The sequence below is a fragment of the Blastococcus sp. SYSU D00695 genome (assembly GCF_054050555.1).
The window spans coordinates 82,896-99,421 of sequence record NZ_JBJGZP010000006.1; the positions used below are offsets into that span (position 1 = coordinate 82,896).

General features: G+C 75.3%; 13 protein-coding genes and 1 tRNA gene. 8 read left to right on the forward strand and 6 right to left on the reverse strand.

Annotated elements, in window-relative coordinates:
• Positions 1-98: 98 nt before the first annotated feature.
• A complete protein-coding gene (ettA, locus tag ACI781_RS06035; protein ID WP_456565171.1) occupies positions 99-1,769 on the reverse strand; it encodes an energy-dependent translational throttle protein EttA in 1,671 nt (556 codons plus the stop codon).
• A gap of 101 nt (positions 1,770-1,870) precedes the next feature.
• Positions 1,871-2,395: a single-stranded DNA-binding protein gene (locus ACI781_RS06040; protein WP_456565172.1), complete on the reverse strand. Its 525-nt coding sequence runs from the start codon at positions 2,393-2,395 to the stop codon at positions 1,871-1,873.
• 220 nt (positions 2,396-2,615) lie between these two features.
• Here ACI781_RS06040 and ACI781_RS06045 point away from each other — a divergent pair.
• The 4 genes from ACI781_RS06045 to ACI781_RS06060 all read left to right on the forward strand — a co-directional run bounded on the left by ACI781_RS06045 (position 2,616) and on the right by ACI781_RS06060 (position 4,666).
• Positions 2,616-2,688 (forward strand) — tRNA-Arg (locus ACI781_RS06045).
• 138 nt (positions 2,689-2,826) lie between these two features.
• Positions 2,827-3,681 (forward strand): 3-hydroxyacyl-CoA dehydrogenase family protein, encoded by an 855-nt coding sequence (locus ACI781_RS06050; protein WP_456565173.1) that lies wholly within the window; start codon positions 2,827-2,829, stop codon positions 3,679-3,681.
• A 39-nt stretch (positions 3,682-3,720) separates the two neighbouring features.
• Positions 3,721-3,924 (forward strand): hypothetical protein, encoded by a 204-nt coding sequence (locus ACI781_RS06055; RefSeq protein ID WP_456565174.1) that lies wholly within the window; start codon positions 3,721-3,723, stop codon positions 3,922-3,924.
• A 112-nt stretch (positions 3,925-4,036) separates the two neighbouring features.
• A complete protein-coding gene (locus tag ACI781_RS06060; RefSeq protein WP_456565175.1) occupies positions 4,037-4,666 on the forward strand; it encodes a DUF4333 domain-containing protein in 630 nt (209 codons plus the stop codon).
• A gap of 39 nt (positions 4,667-4,705) precedes the next feature.
• Here the strand turns inward: ACI781_RS06060 and ACI781_RS06065 are convergent, their stop codons facing one another.
• Entirely contained in the window at positions 4,706-5,749 is a 1,044-nt protein-coding gene (locus ACI781_RS06065; RefSeq protein WP_456565176.1) for an LLM class flavin-dependent oxidoreductase, read from the reverse strand.
• A gap of 165 nt (positions 5,750-5,914) precedes the next feature.
• On the opposite strand from ACI781_RS06065, the gene ACI781_RS06070 reads away from it, so the two are divergent.
• Complete coding sequence (locus ACI781_RS06070; RefSeq protein WP_456565177.1) at positions 5,915-7,996, forward strand: putative bifunctional diguanylate cyclase/phosphodiesterase; 2,082 nt, start codon at positions 5,915-5,917, stop codon at positions 7,994-7,996.
• A 44-nt stretch (positions 7,997-8,040) separates the two neighbouring features.
• Here ACI781_RS06070 and ACI781_RS06075 read toward each other — a convergent pair whose 3' ends face one another.
• Positions 8,041-8,961, reverse strand: coding sequence for an NAD(+)/NADH kinase (locus tag ACI781_RS06075; RefSeq protein ID WP_456565178.1), 921 nt, complete (start codon positions 8,959-8,961; stop codon positions 8,041-8,043).
• A 16-nt stretch (positions 8,962-8,977) separates the two neighbouring features.
• Entirely contained in the window at positions 8,978-10,414 is a 1,437-nt protein-coding gene (locus ACI781_RS06080; RefSeq protein ID WP_456565179.1) for a dihydrolipoyl dehydrogenase family protein, read from the reverse strand.
• Positions 10,415-10,450: 36 nt separating this feature from the next.
• Between ACI781_RS06080 and ACI781_RS06085 the strand changes: the two genes are divergently transcribed.
• Complete coding sequence (locus tag ACI781_RS06085) at positions 10,451-10,948, forward strand: flavin reductase family protein (RefSeq protein ID WP_456565180.1); 498 nt, start codon at positions 10,451-10,453, stop codon at positions 10,946-10,948.
• A gap of 42 nt (positions 10,949-10,990) precedes the next feature.
• Positions 10,991-13,603 (forward strand): bifunctional FO biosynthesis protein CofGH, encoded by a 2,613-nt coding sequence (locus ACI781_RS06090; RefSeq protein WP_456565181.1) that lies wholly within the window; start codon positions 10,991-10,993, stop codon positions 13,601-13,603.
• A 299-nt stretch (positions 13,604-13,902) separates the two neighbouring features.
• Here the strand turns inward: ACI781_RS06090 and ACI781_RS06095 are convergent, their stop codons facing one another.
• Positions 13,903-15,756, reverse strand: coding sequence for a putative bifunctional diguanylate cyclase/phosphodiesterase (locus ACI781_RS06095; protein ID WP_456565182.1), 1,854 nt, complete (start codon positions 15,754-15,756; stop codon positions 13,903-13,905).
• Between the two features lie 117 nt (positions 15,757-15,873).
• Here ACI781_RS06095 and ACI781_RS06100 point away from each other — a divergent pair, with 117 nt between their 5' ends.
• Entirely contained in the window at positions 15,874-16,515 is a 642-nt protein-coding gene (locus tag ACI781_RS06100; protein WP_456565183.1) for a haloacid dehalogenase-like hydrolase, read from the forward strand.
• Positions 16,516-16,526: the final 11 nt, after the last annotated feature.

Consider the following 16,526-nt stretch of genomic DNA (forward strand, 5'->3'; position numbering starts at 1 on the left):
CGGGTCTGCCGGGGCGCGCACGCCCCGGCAGACCCGCCGGCCACCCTGCAGGGGCCCGCCGCGAGCTCGCGAGCGGTGGGGGGCAGGGTGGTCCTTCTTCAGTCGCGGGTGAGCTTGCGGTAGGTCGCCCGGTGCGGGCGGGCCGCCTCGGGGCCGAGCCGCTCGACCTTGTTCTTCTCGTAGTCGGCGAAGTTGCCCTCGTACCAGAACCACTTGCTCTCGCCCTCGTAGGCGAGGATGTGGGTGGCCACGCGGTCGAGGAACCACCGGTCGTGGCTGACCACCACGGCGCAGCCGGGGAACTCCAGCAGCGCGCTCTCCAGGCTGGTCAGCGTCTCGACGTCGAGGTCGTTGGTCGGCTCGTCGAGCAGCAGCAGGTTGCCGCCCTGCTTGAGCGTCAGGGCCAGGTTCAGCCGGTTGCGCTCACCGCCGGACAGGACGCCGGCCGGCTTCTGCTGGTCCGGGCCCTTGAACCCGAACGCGGCGACGTAGGCCCGCGACGGCATCTCGACGTTGCCGACCTTGATGTGGTCCAGCCCGTCGGAGACGACGTCCCACAGCGTCTTCTTCGGGTCGATGCCGCTGCGGTTCTGCTCGACGTAGGAGACCTTGACCGTCTCGCCGACCTTGATCTCGCCGTCGTCGGGCTTCTCCTCGCCGACGAGCATCTTGAACAGCGTGGTCTTGCCGGCGCCGTTGGGGCCGACGACGCCGACGATGCCGTTGCGCGGCAGGGTGAACGACAGGTCGTCGATGAGCACCCGGTCCCCGAAGCCCTTGGTCAGGTCCCGGCTCTCGACCACCACGTTGCCCAGCCGCGGGCCCGGCGGGATCTGGATCTCCTCGAAGTCCAGCTTGCGGAACTTGTCGGCCTCCGCGGCCATCTCCTCGTAGCGGGCCAGGCGCGCCTTGCTCTTGGCCTGGCGGGCCTTCGCGCCCGAGCGCACCCACTCCAGCTCGTCGGCCAGTCGCTTCTGCCGCTTGGCGTCCTTGGCGCCCTCGACCTTGAGGCGGGCGGCCTTGGTCTCCAGGTAGGTGGAGTAGTTGCCCTCGTAGGGGTAGGCCCGGCCGCGGTCGAGCTCGAGGATCCACTGGGCCACGTTGTCGAGGAAGTACCGGTCGTGGGTGACCGCGACGACGGTGCCGGCGTACTTCTCCAGGTGCTGCTCCAGCCAGGCCACGCTCTCGGCGTCGAGGTGGTTGGTGGGCTCGTCGAGCAGCAGCAGGTCCGGCGCCTCGAGCAGGAGCTTGCACAGCGCGACCCGGCGGCGCTCACCCCCGGACAGGACCCGCACGTCGGCATCGCCGGGCGGGCAGCGCAGCGCGTCCATGGCCTGCTCGATGCGGGCGTCGAGCTCCCAGCCGTCGTTCTGCTCGATGACCTCCATGAGCTCGCCCTGCTCGGCCAGCAGCGCGTCGAAGTCGGCGTCGGGCTCCCCCATCGCCGCGCTGACCTGCTCGAAGCGGGTGAGGGCGTCGCGCAGCGGCTTGACCGCCTCCTCGACGTTGCCCCGCACGTCGAGCTCCTCGTTGAGCGCCGGCTCCTGCATGAGGATGCCGACCGTCGCCTCCGGGGCGAGCATGACGTCGCCGTTGGACGGCTGGTCGAGCCCCGCCATGATCTTGAGGACCGTCGACTTGCCGGCGCCGTTGGGGCCGACGACGCCGATCTTGGCGCCGGGCAGGAACGACAGGGTGACGTCGTCGAGGATCACCTTGTCGCCGTGCGCCTTGCGCGCGCGGACCATCGTGTAGATGTACTGAGCCACTGGGCCGAAGAGCCTTCCGTCGGATTCGCGAGAGGGAACGGGGCCGGCCGGACCGGCCCCGCCCCCTGCGTTCTCGCCCCGATCCTCCCAGTTCCGGGCCCTCAGCTGTATGCCGGTTCCCGGACCTCCTGATCGGGGTCCACCCGGGACAACGTCGCCGGGGCGGTCACGTATGCCTCCCCGGTCGACGGCTCGCCGGCCGGCTCCCCGCACTCGCCGGGGTCGCCGGCGTCCGCGTCGACCGGAGCCGCCTCCGGGCGGGGCGCCCGGGGCACCCGCCGGTACTCCGCCCAGCCGTGGCGCAGGTCGGGGCCGACCGCCTCGGCGCGGATCTGGCTGGTGCTCCCCCGGCCGTTGGCGGACTCGTAGTCCCGCGTCCACAACCGGCCGACGACCACGACCGCGTCGCCCTTGCTGAGGCTGCGGATCACGTTGCCGCCGAGCTCGTCCCAGCACTCGACGTCGGACCAGAAGGTCTCGCCGTCGACCCACTCCTGGCTGGTGCGGTCGAAGCGCCGGGCGGTCGACGCGATGCGGAAGTTGGTCACGTGGCTGCCGCTGTCCAGCCGGGCACGGCGGGGCACGCTGGCGACGCGCCCCACGACGGTGACTTCGGTGTCGGGCACAGGATCTCCTCGGGTTGGTGCGCCGGACCCGGCGCGACCGGCGCCGTGCCGGCCTGCCTGCGACCCTGCGCCGCCGCCGGACCGCGGCACCGGTCCCGGCGGGATCTGTGGACGGCGCGCCCGGCTGTGGAGGAGCCGCCCGGACGGAGGTCTCGCGCCCCCGCCGCGCCTCGGCCGGCCGCCCGCCCCGACCGCCGCGGGGTGCGATGATCGGCCGCGAGCGCCCGTAGCTCAGCGGATAGAGCAGGTGCCTTCTAAGCACTTGGTCGCAGGTTCGATCCCTGCCGGGCGCGCCGCGACGACCGGACCGCTCGCAGCTCCCGGCGCCGCACCGCCCAGCGACGCACCCCGGGAGGGTGGATGCCCCACCGAACGACGCAGCTCCTCGGCGGGGGCGCGCGCAGCTCGCACGGCCGGCCCGGGGTGCGGGCATGAGCGGCGTCCCGTCGCGGGTCGCCGTCGTCGGCGGCGGCCGCATGGGCGCCGGCATCGCGCAGGCGTTCCTCACCGCCGGCGCCACGGTCGAGGTCGTCGAGGCGGGCGCCGACGCCGCCGAGGCCGCGCGGGCGCGGGTGGCCGACGGGCTGGCGGAGGCCGCCCGCCGCGGGAAGCTGGACGGCGACGTCGACGCGGTGCTGGACCGGCTGGCCCTCGTCGACGGCGCCGCGGACCTCGACCGGGAGACCGGGCTCGTCGTCGAGGCGGTCCCCGAGCGGGCCGACCTCAAGGCGGAGGTGCTGGCCGCCGCCGAGTCGGCCGTCGGGCCCGAGGCCGTCCTGGCCACCAACACGAGCTCCCTGTCGGTGACAGAGCTGGCCGCGGCGCTGCAGCGGCCGGGCCGCTTCCTCGGGCTGCACTTCTTCAACCCCGTGCCGGCGTCGCGGCTGGTGGAGGTGGTGGTCGCGGCCGAGACCGACCCGGGGCTCGTCGCGACCGCCTCCGGCTGGGTGCGCGCCCTGGGCAAGACCGACGTGGTCGTGCGGGACTCCCCCGGCTTCGCCTCCTCCCGGCTGGGCGTCCTGCTCGGCCTGGAGGCGATCCGCATGCTCGAGGAGGGGGTCGCCGACGCCGAGGCCATCGACAGCGCGATGGAGCTGGGCTACCGCCACCCGATGGGGCCGCTGCGCTCCACCGACCTGGTGGGCCTCGACGTCCGGCTGGCCATCGCGGAGTACCTGCACCGCACCCTCGGCGAGCGCTTCGCCCCGCCGCAGCTGCTGCGCGACAAGGTGGCCGCCGGGGAGCTCGGCCGCAAGACCGGCCGCGGCTTCCACGACTACCCGTGACCGGCGGGCGGACGGCGGGCTGACGCTACGGTCCGGCGCATGCGGTACTGGGTGTACGAGGATCGCCGGAGCGACCGGGCCACCATCCACCTCGCGCACTGCGGGCACTGCAACCACGGCGAGGGCAAGCAGGGCACGCGGCCGGAGAACGGCCGCTGGCACGGGCCGTTCACCTCGCGGGAGAGCGCCCACGTGGCGGCGACCGCCACCCGCCGGGCCGTGCACCGCTGCACCCGCTGCTGAGCCCGCGGGCCGGCGACTCGCGCCCCGCACCAGGCGGGTGCAAGGGCGGCACAAGTCGCGCCGAAGCCCGCGGCCGCATGGTTCCTCCGCAAGCCCCGACCGAGGAGGACCCGTGACCCAGATCCAGCAGCCCCACGGCCCGCAGTACGCGCCCCAGCCCTACGGCGCCCCGCAGTTCGCGCCCCCGCAGTTCGGCGGCTTCCCGCCGCCGCCGCCGAAGAAGCGCACCGGCCTGGTGGTCGGCTCGGTCGCCGGCGCGGTCGTGGTCCTGGGTGGTCTCGGGGCGGGCGCCTTCTTCCTGTTCGGCACCTCGACGCTGGACGACGCCGACGCCGAGCGGCAGATCAGCGCCCAGGTGCAGGAGCAGACCGGCGTGGCACCGGCCTCCGTCGACTGCCCGTCCGGGGTCGAGCTGGCCGCGGGGACGACGAGCACCTGCACCGTCGACCTGCAGGGCCAGACGTTCGAGTACACGCTCACCCAGCGCGACGACGAGGGCGCCGTCGAGTTCACCAGCGACGCCGTCTACGTCCAGCTCACCGACGTGGAGGGCTTGCTGGAGGACGCGTTCACCGACCAGGGCCTACAGGCCGAGGCCACCTGCGACGCCGGCGAGCGGACCGTGCTCATCGCCGCCGACGGCCTCGAGGTGCCCTGCACCGTCGTCAACGTCGAGGACTCCTCGGACTCCGCGGACGTCACCGCGCTGATCGACGCCGCCGGGACCGTCAGCTTCGAGTGAGCGCCCGGTCCGTCCCCGGCCGCCGGGCGGCCGGCCGGGTCAGCCCCGGCCGGCCGGCGACCAGCCGATGGCCGGGGCCACGTGCCGGGCGACGGTCTCCAGCAGGTGGGCGTTGTACTCGACGCCCAGCATGTTGGGGACGGTGAGCAGCAGGGTGTCGGCCTCGCGGACGGCGGCGTCCTTGGCCAGCTGCTCGGCGATGACGTCGGGCTCGCCGGTGTAGCTGCGGCCGAACCGCGCCCGGACGCCCTCGAGCAGCCCGACCTGGTCGCCGTCCTCCCCGTCCCCGCCGAAGTACTGCCGGTCGAGGTCGCTGACGACCGGCAGCACGCTGCGGCTGACCGACACCCGTGGCTCGCGCTCCCACCCGGCGGCGGCCCAGGCGTTGCGGTAGCGGTCGATCTGCTCGGCCTGCAACTGGTCGAACGGGATCCCCGTGTCCTCCGACAGCAGGGTCGAGCTCTGCAGGTTCATCCCCTGCCGCGCGGCCCACTCGGCGGTGGCGAACGTGCCCGCCCCCCACCAGATCCGGTCGGCCAGCCCCGGCGACTGCGGCTGCACGGGCAGCCGGCCCGCCCGGCCGCCGGTCATCCGCGGGTCGGCGTCGACCACCGCGGCCCCGTCCAACGCGGCGCGGAACAGGGCGGTCTTGTCCCGGGCCAGGTCCGCGTCGGTGCCGCCGTCGGGCGGCACGTAGCCGAACGCCTCCGAGCCGCGCAGCGCCGTCTCCGGTGACCCCCGGCTCACGCCGAGCTGCAGCCGCCCTCCGGCGAGCAGGTCGGCGGCCGCCGCCTCCTCCGCCATGTACAGCGGGTTCTCGTAGCGCATGTCGATGACGCCGGTGCCGAGCTCGATCCGCGAGGTGCGCATCGCCATCGCGGTCAGCAGGGGGAACGGCGAGGCGAGCTGGCGGGCGAAGTGGTGCACGCGCACGTAGGCGCCGTCCAGGCCGAGCTCCTCGGCGGCGACGGCGAGCTCGACGGTCTGGACGAGGGCGTCGCGGGCCGTGCGGACCTGCGAGCCGGGGACCGGCTGCCAGTGCCCGAAGGAGAGGAACCCGATCCGCTGGGGGTGTGCGCTCACACCGGGATGAGCGGCCGGCCGGCGCCGGGGATTCCCGGTCCCGCGGGTCACATCCCTCACTCGGGGCACCCCCGTCCCGGGATCTCACGCACTGTGATCGATCGACCACGACATTCCGGGGGCGGGTTCCGTCACTCCGCACCGGCGGTGCAGCACCCTGTCCCGGTGACCCTGCACGCCCACGACGTCCCCCGGCCCCGTTCGGGCCGGCCCGGGAACGAGGCCGCCGGCCGGCTGCGTGCGATCGACACGCTCCTGGCCGACCGCGGCCAGCTGTTCCGCGCGCTGTTCCTCACCGCCCCGGTGCCCAAGGCGCTGGTCGACCTCGAGGGCCACTTCCTCGTCGTCAACGAGTCGCTGTGCGCGCTCACCGGGCGGACCCACGAGGACCTGGTCGGCCGGCACGTCGACCTGCTCGCCCACCCCGACGAGGCGCCGGTCCCCGACGCGCCCGCCGGCGACCCCGAGCGGCTGGACCCGTGGCTGCGGGTGGACGGCGAGCGGCGGCTGCGCCGCGCCGACGGCAGCGAGCTGTTCGTGCAGCAGACCCACGAGGTGGTGCACCACAGCGACGGGCGGCCGCACTTCGTCGTCCTCTCCTTCGTCGACGTCACCGACCGCCGCCGCGCCGAGGAGGACCTCGTGCGCCGCGCGTTCACCGACCCGCTGACCGGGCTGCCCAACCGCCGGGCCCTGGGTGACCGGCTCAACCACGCGCTGGCGCTGTCCAAGCGCCGCGGCCTGCAGGTCGGCCTCGTGCACCTCGACCTCGACCGGTTCCAGGCGGTCAACGACGCCCTCGGCCACGAGGCCGCCGACCAGGTGCTCACCCAGGTCGCCGACCGGTTGCGCTGGAGCACCCGCGTCGAGGACACCGCCGTCCGCCTGGGCGGCGACGAGTTCCTCATCCTCGCCGAGGACGTCGAGGACCTCGACGGCCTGCGGGCGCTGGCCGACCGGCTGCTGTCGGTCCTGGACGACCCGTTCCGGGTGGGCGACCGGGACATCGTGCTGTCGGCCAGCGTCGGCCTCACCCTGGGCTCCGACGTCGCCCCCGACGACCTGCTGCGCCAGGCGCACGGCGCCCTGGCGCGGGCCAAGTCCGACGGCAGCCGGGCGCGCATCGAGGTCTACGACGGCGTGCTGTCCGACGACGAGATCGACCAGCTGCAGCTCGAGGCCGACCTGCGGCAGGCGCTGGAGACCGACGAGCTGCGGCTGTTCTACCAGCCGATCGTGTCCCTCACCGACGAGACGCTGCTGGGCTACGAGGCGCTCATCCGCTGGCAGCACCCCACCCGCGGGCTGCTGCCGCCGGGCGCCTTCCTGGCCGCCGCCGAGGACAACCGGCTCACCTCCCGGCTGGGTGCCTGGGTGCTCCGCCGGGCCTGCACCGACGCCGCCGGCTGGCCGGCCGGGCTGCGGGTGCACGTCAACATCTCCGCCCGCCACCTCGCCGAGCCCGGCTTCAGCGATCTGGTCATCGAGGCGCTGGCCGAGTCCGGCCTGCCGCCGGAGCGGCTGGAGCTGGAGATCACCGAGTCGACGGCCCTGTTCGCCGCCGACGCGACGCTGCAGGCCGTCAGCGAGGTCACCGACCACGGCGTCACCCTCGCCCTCGACGACTTCGGCACCGGCTACTCCGCGATCACCGCGCTGCACCGGCTGCCCATCCACACCGTGAAGATCGACCGGTCGTTCGTCGCCGACGTGGTGACCGAGCCCTCCACCGCCGCGCTCGTGCAGGGCCTGGTGCAGCTGGGCCTGGGCATGGGCCTGCAGGTCATCGCCGAGGGCATCGAGGACCTCGACCAGGCCGAGTGGCTGCGCCAGCACGGCTGCGCGATGGCCCAGGGCTACGCGTTCGGCCGGCCCGCGCCGCTGCCCGGGCACACGCCGGGCACCGAGGACGCCGTCGTCGAGCAGCTCGTGCCCGCCGCCGTCCGCGCCGACGAGCCGCTCACCGCCGAGGAGGTCATCGTCGCCGCGGACGCCGACGCGACGCCGCTCGAGGAGCCGGTCGCCGAGGTGCTCGCCTTCCCGACCCCGACCCCGACCCCGACCTCGACCCCTGCACCGCCCGGGCCGGCGACGGCGCAGTTCGACCCGCGCGCCGAGTGGGACGACGACGAGCCCGCCGCCGGACCGGCCGACCCCGTGCCGGTCCCCCGCGACGGCCTGCCCGACGTGCCGCACCTGTACGCCGTCCTCGACGACACCGGCGAGACGCCGCCCGTCCGCGACTGAGCCGTGGCGCGGCCGCGGCCGGCAGGCTGTGGCCGCGCCGGAGCTCAGGGCCGGCGGGGGTCGTGCTCCTCGCCCAGCCGGGCCCGCTGCTCGCGCGGCAGCAGCTCCAGCAGCTCGCCGGGCAGGTAGGGCAGGTCGATCAGCGACAGCTTCACCCGGCTGCGCGCCGCCGACCGCGAGCCCTCGATCCGCACCAGCTGCCCGGCGCGGGAGCGGTAGGACACCTCGACGACGTCGCCGGGGGTCAGCCGCCCGCCCAGGACACCGTCGAGCTCCATCGCCGGGTCGCCACCCTCGATCGTCAGCCGCAGCGGCTCGCTGGGGGCCAGCAGCACCGTCCGGGAGATCCCCGACATGGGAGCGGCGGGGGTGACCAGCACGCCCTCGATGCCCGGGCTGACCACCGGGCCGCCTGCGGCGTAGTTGTAGGCGGTGGAGCCCATCGCCGTCGCGACGATCACCGCGTCGCAGCGCAGGTGGCCGTAGGGCTGGCCGCCGACCGACAGGGTCGCCGACACCATCCCCTCCCCCGGCACCCGGGCGAGGACGGCGTCGTTGAACGCCAGCCACTCCCAGTCCCGGTGCCGGACGACCAGGCAGCCGCGCGCCTCCGTGGTGACCCGGCCCTCGGCCATCGCGGTCAGCGCCTCGCGCAGCTCGCGGCCCTCGACCTCGGCGAGGAACCCCAGGTGCCCCAGGTTGACGCCGAGCACCGGCACCGGCCGGCCGCTGACCAGCCGCATCGCGCCCAGGATGGTGCCGTCACCGCCCATGGCGATGATGCCCTCGCAGCTGGCGGCCAGCTCCTCCACCGGCACGCCGGTCACGCCGTCCACGCCGGCGCGGCGGACGTCGGTCTCGGCGGCGACCAGCTCGGCGCCGCTGCCGCGCGCCCAGTCGGCGACCTGCCCGACGGCGGCGGTGCAGTCGCGGGTGGGGTGCAGGACCAGCCCGATGCGTGCCATGTCGCCGATCCCCGGCTCAGCCGCGCCAGGTCTCGAGCAGCCGCAGCCAGACCTCGCTGATGGTCGGGTAGGCGGGGACCGCGTGCCACAGCCGGGCGATCGGCACCTCGCCGGCGACCGCGACGACCGCGGAGTGCAGCAGCTCGGCGACGTCGTGGCCGACGAAGGTGACGCCCAGCAGCACCTCGCGCTCGGTGTCGACGACCGCGATCGCCGTCCCCTGGTAGCCGTCGCGGTGCACCGAGGCGCCGGCGACGTCGCCGATCGCGTACTCCACGACCCGGTGCGGCCGGCCGGACTCCGCGGCCTGGGTGCTGGTCAGGCCGACGCTGGCCACCTGCGGGTCGGTGAACACCACCGACGGCGTCGCCCGGGTGTCGGCGGTGGCCACGAACGGCGACCAGTCGGAGACGTCGACGTCCTCGCCCTTCGCGCGGGCGACGATCGCCGCGCCGGCCTGCCGCGCCTGGTACTTGCCCATGTGCGTGAGCTGCCGCCGGCCGTTGACGTCACCGACGCCGTAGAGCCACGGCAGGCCGCGCACCTGCAGGGTGTCGTCGACGTCGAGGTAGCCGCCCGGCTCGAGGCCGACGGTCTCCAGCCCCACGTCGGAGGTGCGGGCCCGCCGGCCGGCGGCGACCAGCACCCGGTCGCCGCGCACCTCCTCCTCGGGGCCGTCGCCGCCGCCGGCGACGGTGACGACGACCTCGTCGCCGTCCTCCCGCGCGGCGCGGACGGCGGTGCGCAGGCGGACGTCGACGCCGGCGTCCCGCAGCGCGGCGGCCACCGCCTCGCCCGCGACCGGCTCGGCACCGGACAGCAGCCGCTCGCCGCGCTCGAGCACGGTCACCGTCGAGCCCAGCGCGCTCCACGCCGTCGCCATCTCGCAGCCCACGTAGCCGCCGCCGATGACGACGAGCCGGCCGGGCACCTCCCGGGCGCTGGTGGCCTCGCGCGGGGTCCACGGCTCGACGTCGCGCAGCCCCTCCACCGGGGGGACGGCCGCCTCGGAGCCGGTGCACAGCGCGACGGCGTGCCGGGCGGTCAGCCGGACCTCGTCGCCGTCGGCGCCGGTGACGACGACGACCCGCTCCCCGTCGAGGCGGGCGCTGCCGCGGACCAGGTCGATGCCGGCGCTCGCCACCCACCGGGCCTGGCCCTCGTCGGACCAGTGCGAGGTGAAGGAGTCGCGCCGGGCGAGGGTGGCCCGCACGTCCTGCTCACCGGTGACCGCGGCCGCCGCCCCGGACACGGCCCGCGCGGCGGAGATCGCCTCCGTGCCGCGCAGCAGCGCCTTGCTGGGCATGCACGCCCAGTAGGAGCACTCCCCGCCCACGAGCTCGGCCTCCACGAGCACCGCGGACAGCCCGCCGCGGACGACGATGTCGGCCACGTTCTCGCCGGTCGAGCCGGCCCCCACCACGACGACGTCGTACGTCCGCTCTGCGCTCACACCCTCCATCCTGGCCGGTGTGGTCGACTGGCGGCCATGCCGGTCGACGCCACGGACTTCGCCGCCGCGCTGCGGGCCTACGCCGCCGGGGTGGCCCTGATGACCGTGCGCGACGACATCGACGACGTCGGGACCACCGTCACCTCGGTGATGAGCGTGTCCGCGCAGCCGCCCCTGGTCGCCGTCGGGCTGACCGCCGCCGGGTACCCGCGGGAGGTGCTGGAGGAGGTCGGCCGGTGCGGGCTGACCGTGCTCGCGGCCGGTCAGGCGATCCTGGCCAGCCGGTTCTCCTCGGCCGGGCGGCCCAGCGCCCGGCACCTGCTGGAGTCGGTGCCCTGGTCGCGGGCGCCGGTGAGCGAGGCGATCGTGCTGGACGGCGGGCTGGTCGCGCTGGACTGCCGGCTGGAGCGGGTCGTCGAGGCCGGCGACCACGTGCTCGCGCTGCTGGAGGTCGCCGGCGTCCCGGTGCCGCCGTCGTCGGGCGAGCCGCTGCTGCGCTTCGGCGGCCGGTACGTGGACCTGCCGGCGTCCTGAGGGGCCGCTCCGGTCGGCGGACGGGGTTAGCGTGCAGGGGCCATGACTGAGCAGCCCGCCGCCGCCCACGCCCTCCGCCGCGCGCTCGCCCGCGCCGAGCGGGGGGTCACGCTCGACGCCGCCGAGGCCGAGGCGCTGCTGTCGGCGCGGGGCCTGGGCGAGGGCGACCCGCTGGACCGGCTGCTGACCGTCGCCGGGCGGGTCCGCGACGCGGGCCTGGCCTCGGCCGGGCGGCCCGGCGTCGTCACCTACAGCCGCAAGGTGTTCATCCCGCTCACCCACCTGTGCCGCGACCGCTGCCACTACTGCACGTTCGTGACGACGCCGGGGGCCCTCCGGAAGGAGGGCAAGGCGCCGTTCCTCTCCCCCGACGAGGTGCTCGACGTCGCCCGCGCGGGTGCGGCGCTGGGCTGCAAGGAGGCGCTGTTCACCCTCGGCGACCGGCCCGAGGCCCGCTGGCCCGTCGCCGCCGAGTGGCTGGAGGCGCACGGCTTCGACTCGACGCTGGGCTACCTGCGGGCGATGGCGGTCCGGGTGCTCGAGGAGACCGGGCTGCTGCCGCACCTCAACCCCGGCGTGCTGTCGTGGGAGGAGATCCAGCGGCTCAAGCCCGTCGCGGCGTCGATGGGGATGATGCTGGAGACGACGGCGACGCGGCTGTGGTCGCAGCCCGGCGGCCCGCACTTCGGCAGCCCGGACAAGGAGCCCGCGGTCCGGCTGCGGGTGCTGGAGGACACCGGCCGCTCCGCCGTCCCGTTCACCACCGGCGTGCTGCTCGGCATCGGCGAGACGCCCGCCGAGCGGGTGGACGCCGTCCTGCAGATCCGGGCCGCGCACCAGCGGCACGGGCACGTGCAGGAGACGATCGTGCAGAACTTCCGCGCCAAGCCGCGGACGGCGATGGCCGCCGCCGACGACCTGGAGCTGCAGGAGTACGTGGCCGCCGTGGCGGTGACCCGGCTGCTGCTCGGCCCGAAGGCGCGGGTGCAGGCGCCGCCGAACCTGTCGGACTCCACCGAGCTCGGCCTGTTGCTGCGCGCCGGCGTGGACGACTGGGGCGGGGTCTCGCCGCTGACGCCCGACCACGTCAACCCCGAGCGGCCCTGGCCGAACACCGACAAGCTGGCCGAGCTGACCGCCGACGCCGGTCTGACCCTGCGCGAGCGGCTGGCCGCCCAGCCGCCGTACGTGCTGCAGCCCGAACCGTGGCTGGACCCGCGGGTGCGCCCGCACGTGGCCGCGCTGGCCGGTCCGGACGGGCTCGCCGTCGAGGGGCGGGTGCCGGCGGGGCTGCCGTGGCAGGAGCCGGACGAGGCCTGGGTGATGTCGGGGCCGGGAGTCGGCCGGGTCGACCTGCACGTCGAGGTCGACACGACCGGGCGCACCGGCGACCGGCGCAGCGACTTCGACGCCGTCTACGGCGACTGGTCGGAGCTGCGGGACCGCACGACGAGCGCCCGCGACGGGCACACCACCGCGCTGGCCGCGGGAGACCCCGAGGTGCGGGCGGCCCTCGCCCACGCCGAGCGGGACCCCGCCGGGCTGTCCGACGCCGAGTACCTGGCGCTGCTCGGTGCCGACGGGCCGGACCTCGAGGCGCTCGCGGCGCTGGCGGACTCGATCCGCCGGGACGTCAACGGCGACGACGTCACCTACGTCGTCAACCGGAACATCAACTTCACCAACGTCTGCTACACCGGCTGCCGGTTCTGCGCGTTCGCCCAGCGGCGCACCGACGCCGACGCGTACACGCTGTCGCTCGCCGAGGTGGGCGACCGGGTGGACCGCGCGTGGGCCGCCGGCGCGACCGAGATCTGCATGCAGGGCGGCATCCACCCCGACCTGCCGGGCACCGCGTACCTCGACCTGGCCCGCGAGGTGAAGAAGCGGCAGCCCGGCATCCACCTGCACGCGTTCAGCCCGATGGAGATCGTGAACGGCTCGGCGCGGACCGGACTGTCGTTCGAGGAGTTCCTGACCGCGGCTCGCGAGGCCGGGCTCGACTCGGTCCCGGGGACGGCGGCGGAGATCCTCGACGACGACGTCCGCTGGGTGCTGACCAAGGGCAAGCTGCCGGCCGCGACGTGGGTGGAGATCATCACGACCGCGCACCGCGTCGGGATCCCGACGACGTCGACGATGATGTACGGCCACGTCGACACCCCCGCGCACTGGGTGGCGCACCTGCGCACGCTGGCCGCGATCCAGGACGAGACCGGCGGCTTCACCGAGTTCGTGCTGCTGCCGTTCGTGCACCACAACGCGCCGATCTACCTCGCCGGCGTCGCCCGTCCGGGGCCGACGGTGCGGGAGAACCGGGCGGTCCACGCGGTGGCGCGGCTGCTGCTGCACGGGCGGATCCCGAACATCCAGACGTCGTGGGTGAAGCTCGCCGAGGCCGGCACCAAGGCGGTGCTGCAGGGCGGGGTCAACGACCTGGGCGGCACGCTGATGGAGGAGACGATCAGCCGGATGGCCGGCAGCGAGAACGGCTCGCTGAAGACCATCGCCGAGCTCGAGGCGATCGCGGCCTCGATCGGCCGGCCGGCCCGCCAGCGGACGACGGAGTACGGCACCCCGTCGGCCGAGCGCCTCGCCACCGCGCGCTCCGACGAGGGCCGCCGCAACCTCAGCCTGTCGATCACCCCGGTCTGAGGCTCCCCACCCGGTTCCGGACGGGGCGGGGACGACGCTCGCCGCGGGTGCAGCGCGCCCGGATGCGCATCGTGGCGGTCACCCCCACACCGATGACCGCCGTCGTGCGCATCGCGGTGGGAACGGCCGGCGAGGAGCCGGAGCGACCGTCCCGCCGCCCGATGACCACCCGGATGCGCCTGGCGGTCGTCATCCCCCGCTGGGTGACGACCGGGAAGCGCATCGCGGCGGGAACGGGCCCACAGGGAGGGCACCCCCGGGGCCGCGGGAACAGGGCACCGGGAGCCGAGCCGGGCGGGTCAGGGGGTCAGCAGGGCGGCGAGCTCGTCGTGGCTGGGCTGCCGGCCGTGGGTGTGCTCGTCGGCGGGCTGCGGGCGGCCGAACAGGAAGCCCTGCGCGTGCGAGCAGGCCAGCTCTCCCAGGACGGCGCGCTGCTGGTCGGTCTCGACGCCCTCGGCGACGACCTCCAGTCGCAGGCTGCGCGCCAGCTCGATGATCGAGGCGACCAGCGTCGTGGAGTGGCCGCCGTTGTCGAGGTCCTGCACGAAGCTGCGGTCGATCTTGATGATGTCCGCGGGGAGCCGGCGGAGGTAGGACAGGCTGGAGTAGCCGGTGCCGAAGTCGTCGATGGCGATCCGGACGCCGAGCCGCCGCAGCGCCTGCAGCTGGTCGACGACGAGGTCGACGTCGCGCACGAGGACCCCCTCGGTCACCTCCAGCGTGAGCTGACCCGCCGGCAGGCCGGTCCGGTCGAGCACCTGGCGCACGGTCTCCACGACGTCGTCGTCGGCCAGCTGGCGGGGCGAGAGGTTGACCGCGATCCCGATGGGCCGCCGCGCCTCCGCCGACCACGCGACGGCCTGCGCGGCGGCCTGCTCGAGCACCCACCGGCCGATGCCGACGATGAGCCCGCCCTCCTCGGCCAGCGGGATGAACTCCGCCGGCGGCACCAGGCCGCGCTCGGGGTGCAGCCAGCGGACGAGCGCCTCGTAGCCGTCGGTGCGGCCGTCGGCGAGCACGATGGTGGGCTGGTAGTGCACCCGCAGCTGGCCGGCGTCGACGGCGCCGGCGAGGTCCTCCAGCAGAAGCACCTTGTCCTCGGCCGCCTGGGCCATCCCGTCGGCGTAGTGGACGAGCCGGTTCTTGCCCAGCGCCTTGGCCATGTACATCGCCAGGTCCGCGTTGCGCAGCAGGACCGAGGCGTCGCGCTCGGTCGCGGTCGCCGTCCCGGCGGCGCCGATGCTGACGTGCGGCGTCAGCGGGCGGCCGTCGATGCTCATGGGGTCGGCCAGCGCGCCGAGCATGCGCTGCCCGACGGCGGTGGCGATGTCGGCACCGCCGGACACGACGACGGCGAACTCGTCGCCGCCGATGCGGGCCACCTGGTCACCGGGCCGCACGCAGGCGGTCAGCCGGCGCGCGATCTCGGTCAGCAGCTGGTCGCCGGCGGAGTGCCCGCGGGAGTCGTTGACGTCCTTGAAGTCGTCGAGGTCGAGGAACAGCATGCTGACCTCTCCGGAGCTGCGGGCCAGCAGCCGGTCGGTGGTCTCCATCAGCAGCGTGCGGTTGGCCAGCCCGGTCAGCGGGTCGCGCAGCCCCTGCTGCTCGTTGAGCCGCCACGCGGCCAGGTGCGCCAGGCTCGCGGCGAGCACGAAACCGGCGTGGATGCCGGCCCACGTCCACGGGTGGTGGACCGCGGCGGCGTGCCCGAACACCGTGTGCGGCACCAGCGTGCCCAGCACCCCGTGGTGGCCGACGACGACGAGCAGCGCCAGGCCGAACGGCACCCAGTCCTGGTAGAGCGACACCAGCCCGATGACGACGAAGAAGTGGAAGTGCGCCTCGGTCTGCCCGTCCATCAGGTAGACGAGCAGGACGGATGCCGCCAGCAGGCTCATCGTGGTCGCCGCGGCGCGCAGGGCACGGCCGGCGCCGGGCAGCAGGGCGAACGTCAGCGGGTAGGCGACGGCGACGGCCTCCAGCCCCGAAGCCAGCGGCCCCTCCCCCAGCGCGAGCGCCAGGACGCCGAGGGCGACCGCCTGGACGGCGGCCACCCACAGCACGATGCGGTGCCGACGGCGCCACACCTGGTCGGGCAGCACGCGACCCTCGGGCAGCAGGGCGGCGAGTCGTCCGGGCAGTGTGAGGCTCACACGTGCCCATCGGCCTCCCTTGCGCGGTCCTGACCTCCCCGGACGGGCGGGCCACCCCGAGGGGTGACACACCGGCGCAGGTTTCCGGCGCCCCCGGTCGCCGGTACTCCCGCGGGCATGGGCGGGACCGTCGTGGTGGACCTGGACCGGGTGCTGCTGTCCGGGGACGCGGCCGCGCTCTTCGTCCGCGGCGCGCTGGCGGAGTCGCCCGCGCGCGCCGTCCCGCTGCTGCTGGCCGCCCCGCTGCTCCTGGCCGGCACCGCGCTGCCGCACGCCCGCCCGCTCGCGGCGCGGGCGCTCGCGGGCCTGGCGCTGGGCCGGCGGTCCGGGGTGGCGGGGGTCGCCGAGGCCTACCGGCGCGCGCTGGCGGGCCGGCCGGAGGCGCTGGTCGTCGAGGCGGTCGCCTGCGTGCGCGCGCACCGGGCGGCCGGGGACCGCGTCGTCGTCGCGACCGGATGCGAGCAGGCCCTCGCCGAGGGGTTCCTCACCGCGGCCGGGCTGGCCGGGGTCGAGGTGGTGGGGTCGGTCGGCACGGTGCGCCCGCCGCGGGTCCGTCGGGCGATGGGCCCGGCCAAGGTGGAGCTGCTGGTCGAGCGGGGGCACCGACCGCCGTTCGCGGTGGTCTACAGCGACAGCGCCTCGGACGTGCCGCTGTTCCGGGTCGCCGACCGGCCCGTGCTCGTCAACGCCTCCGCGCGGGACGCCGGCCGGGTGCGCCGGGCGCTGGGCCGCGACGTGGAGACCCGCGCCTGGCGTTGAGGCGGGTCACC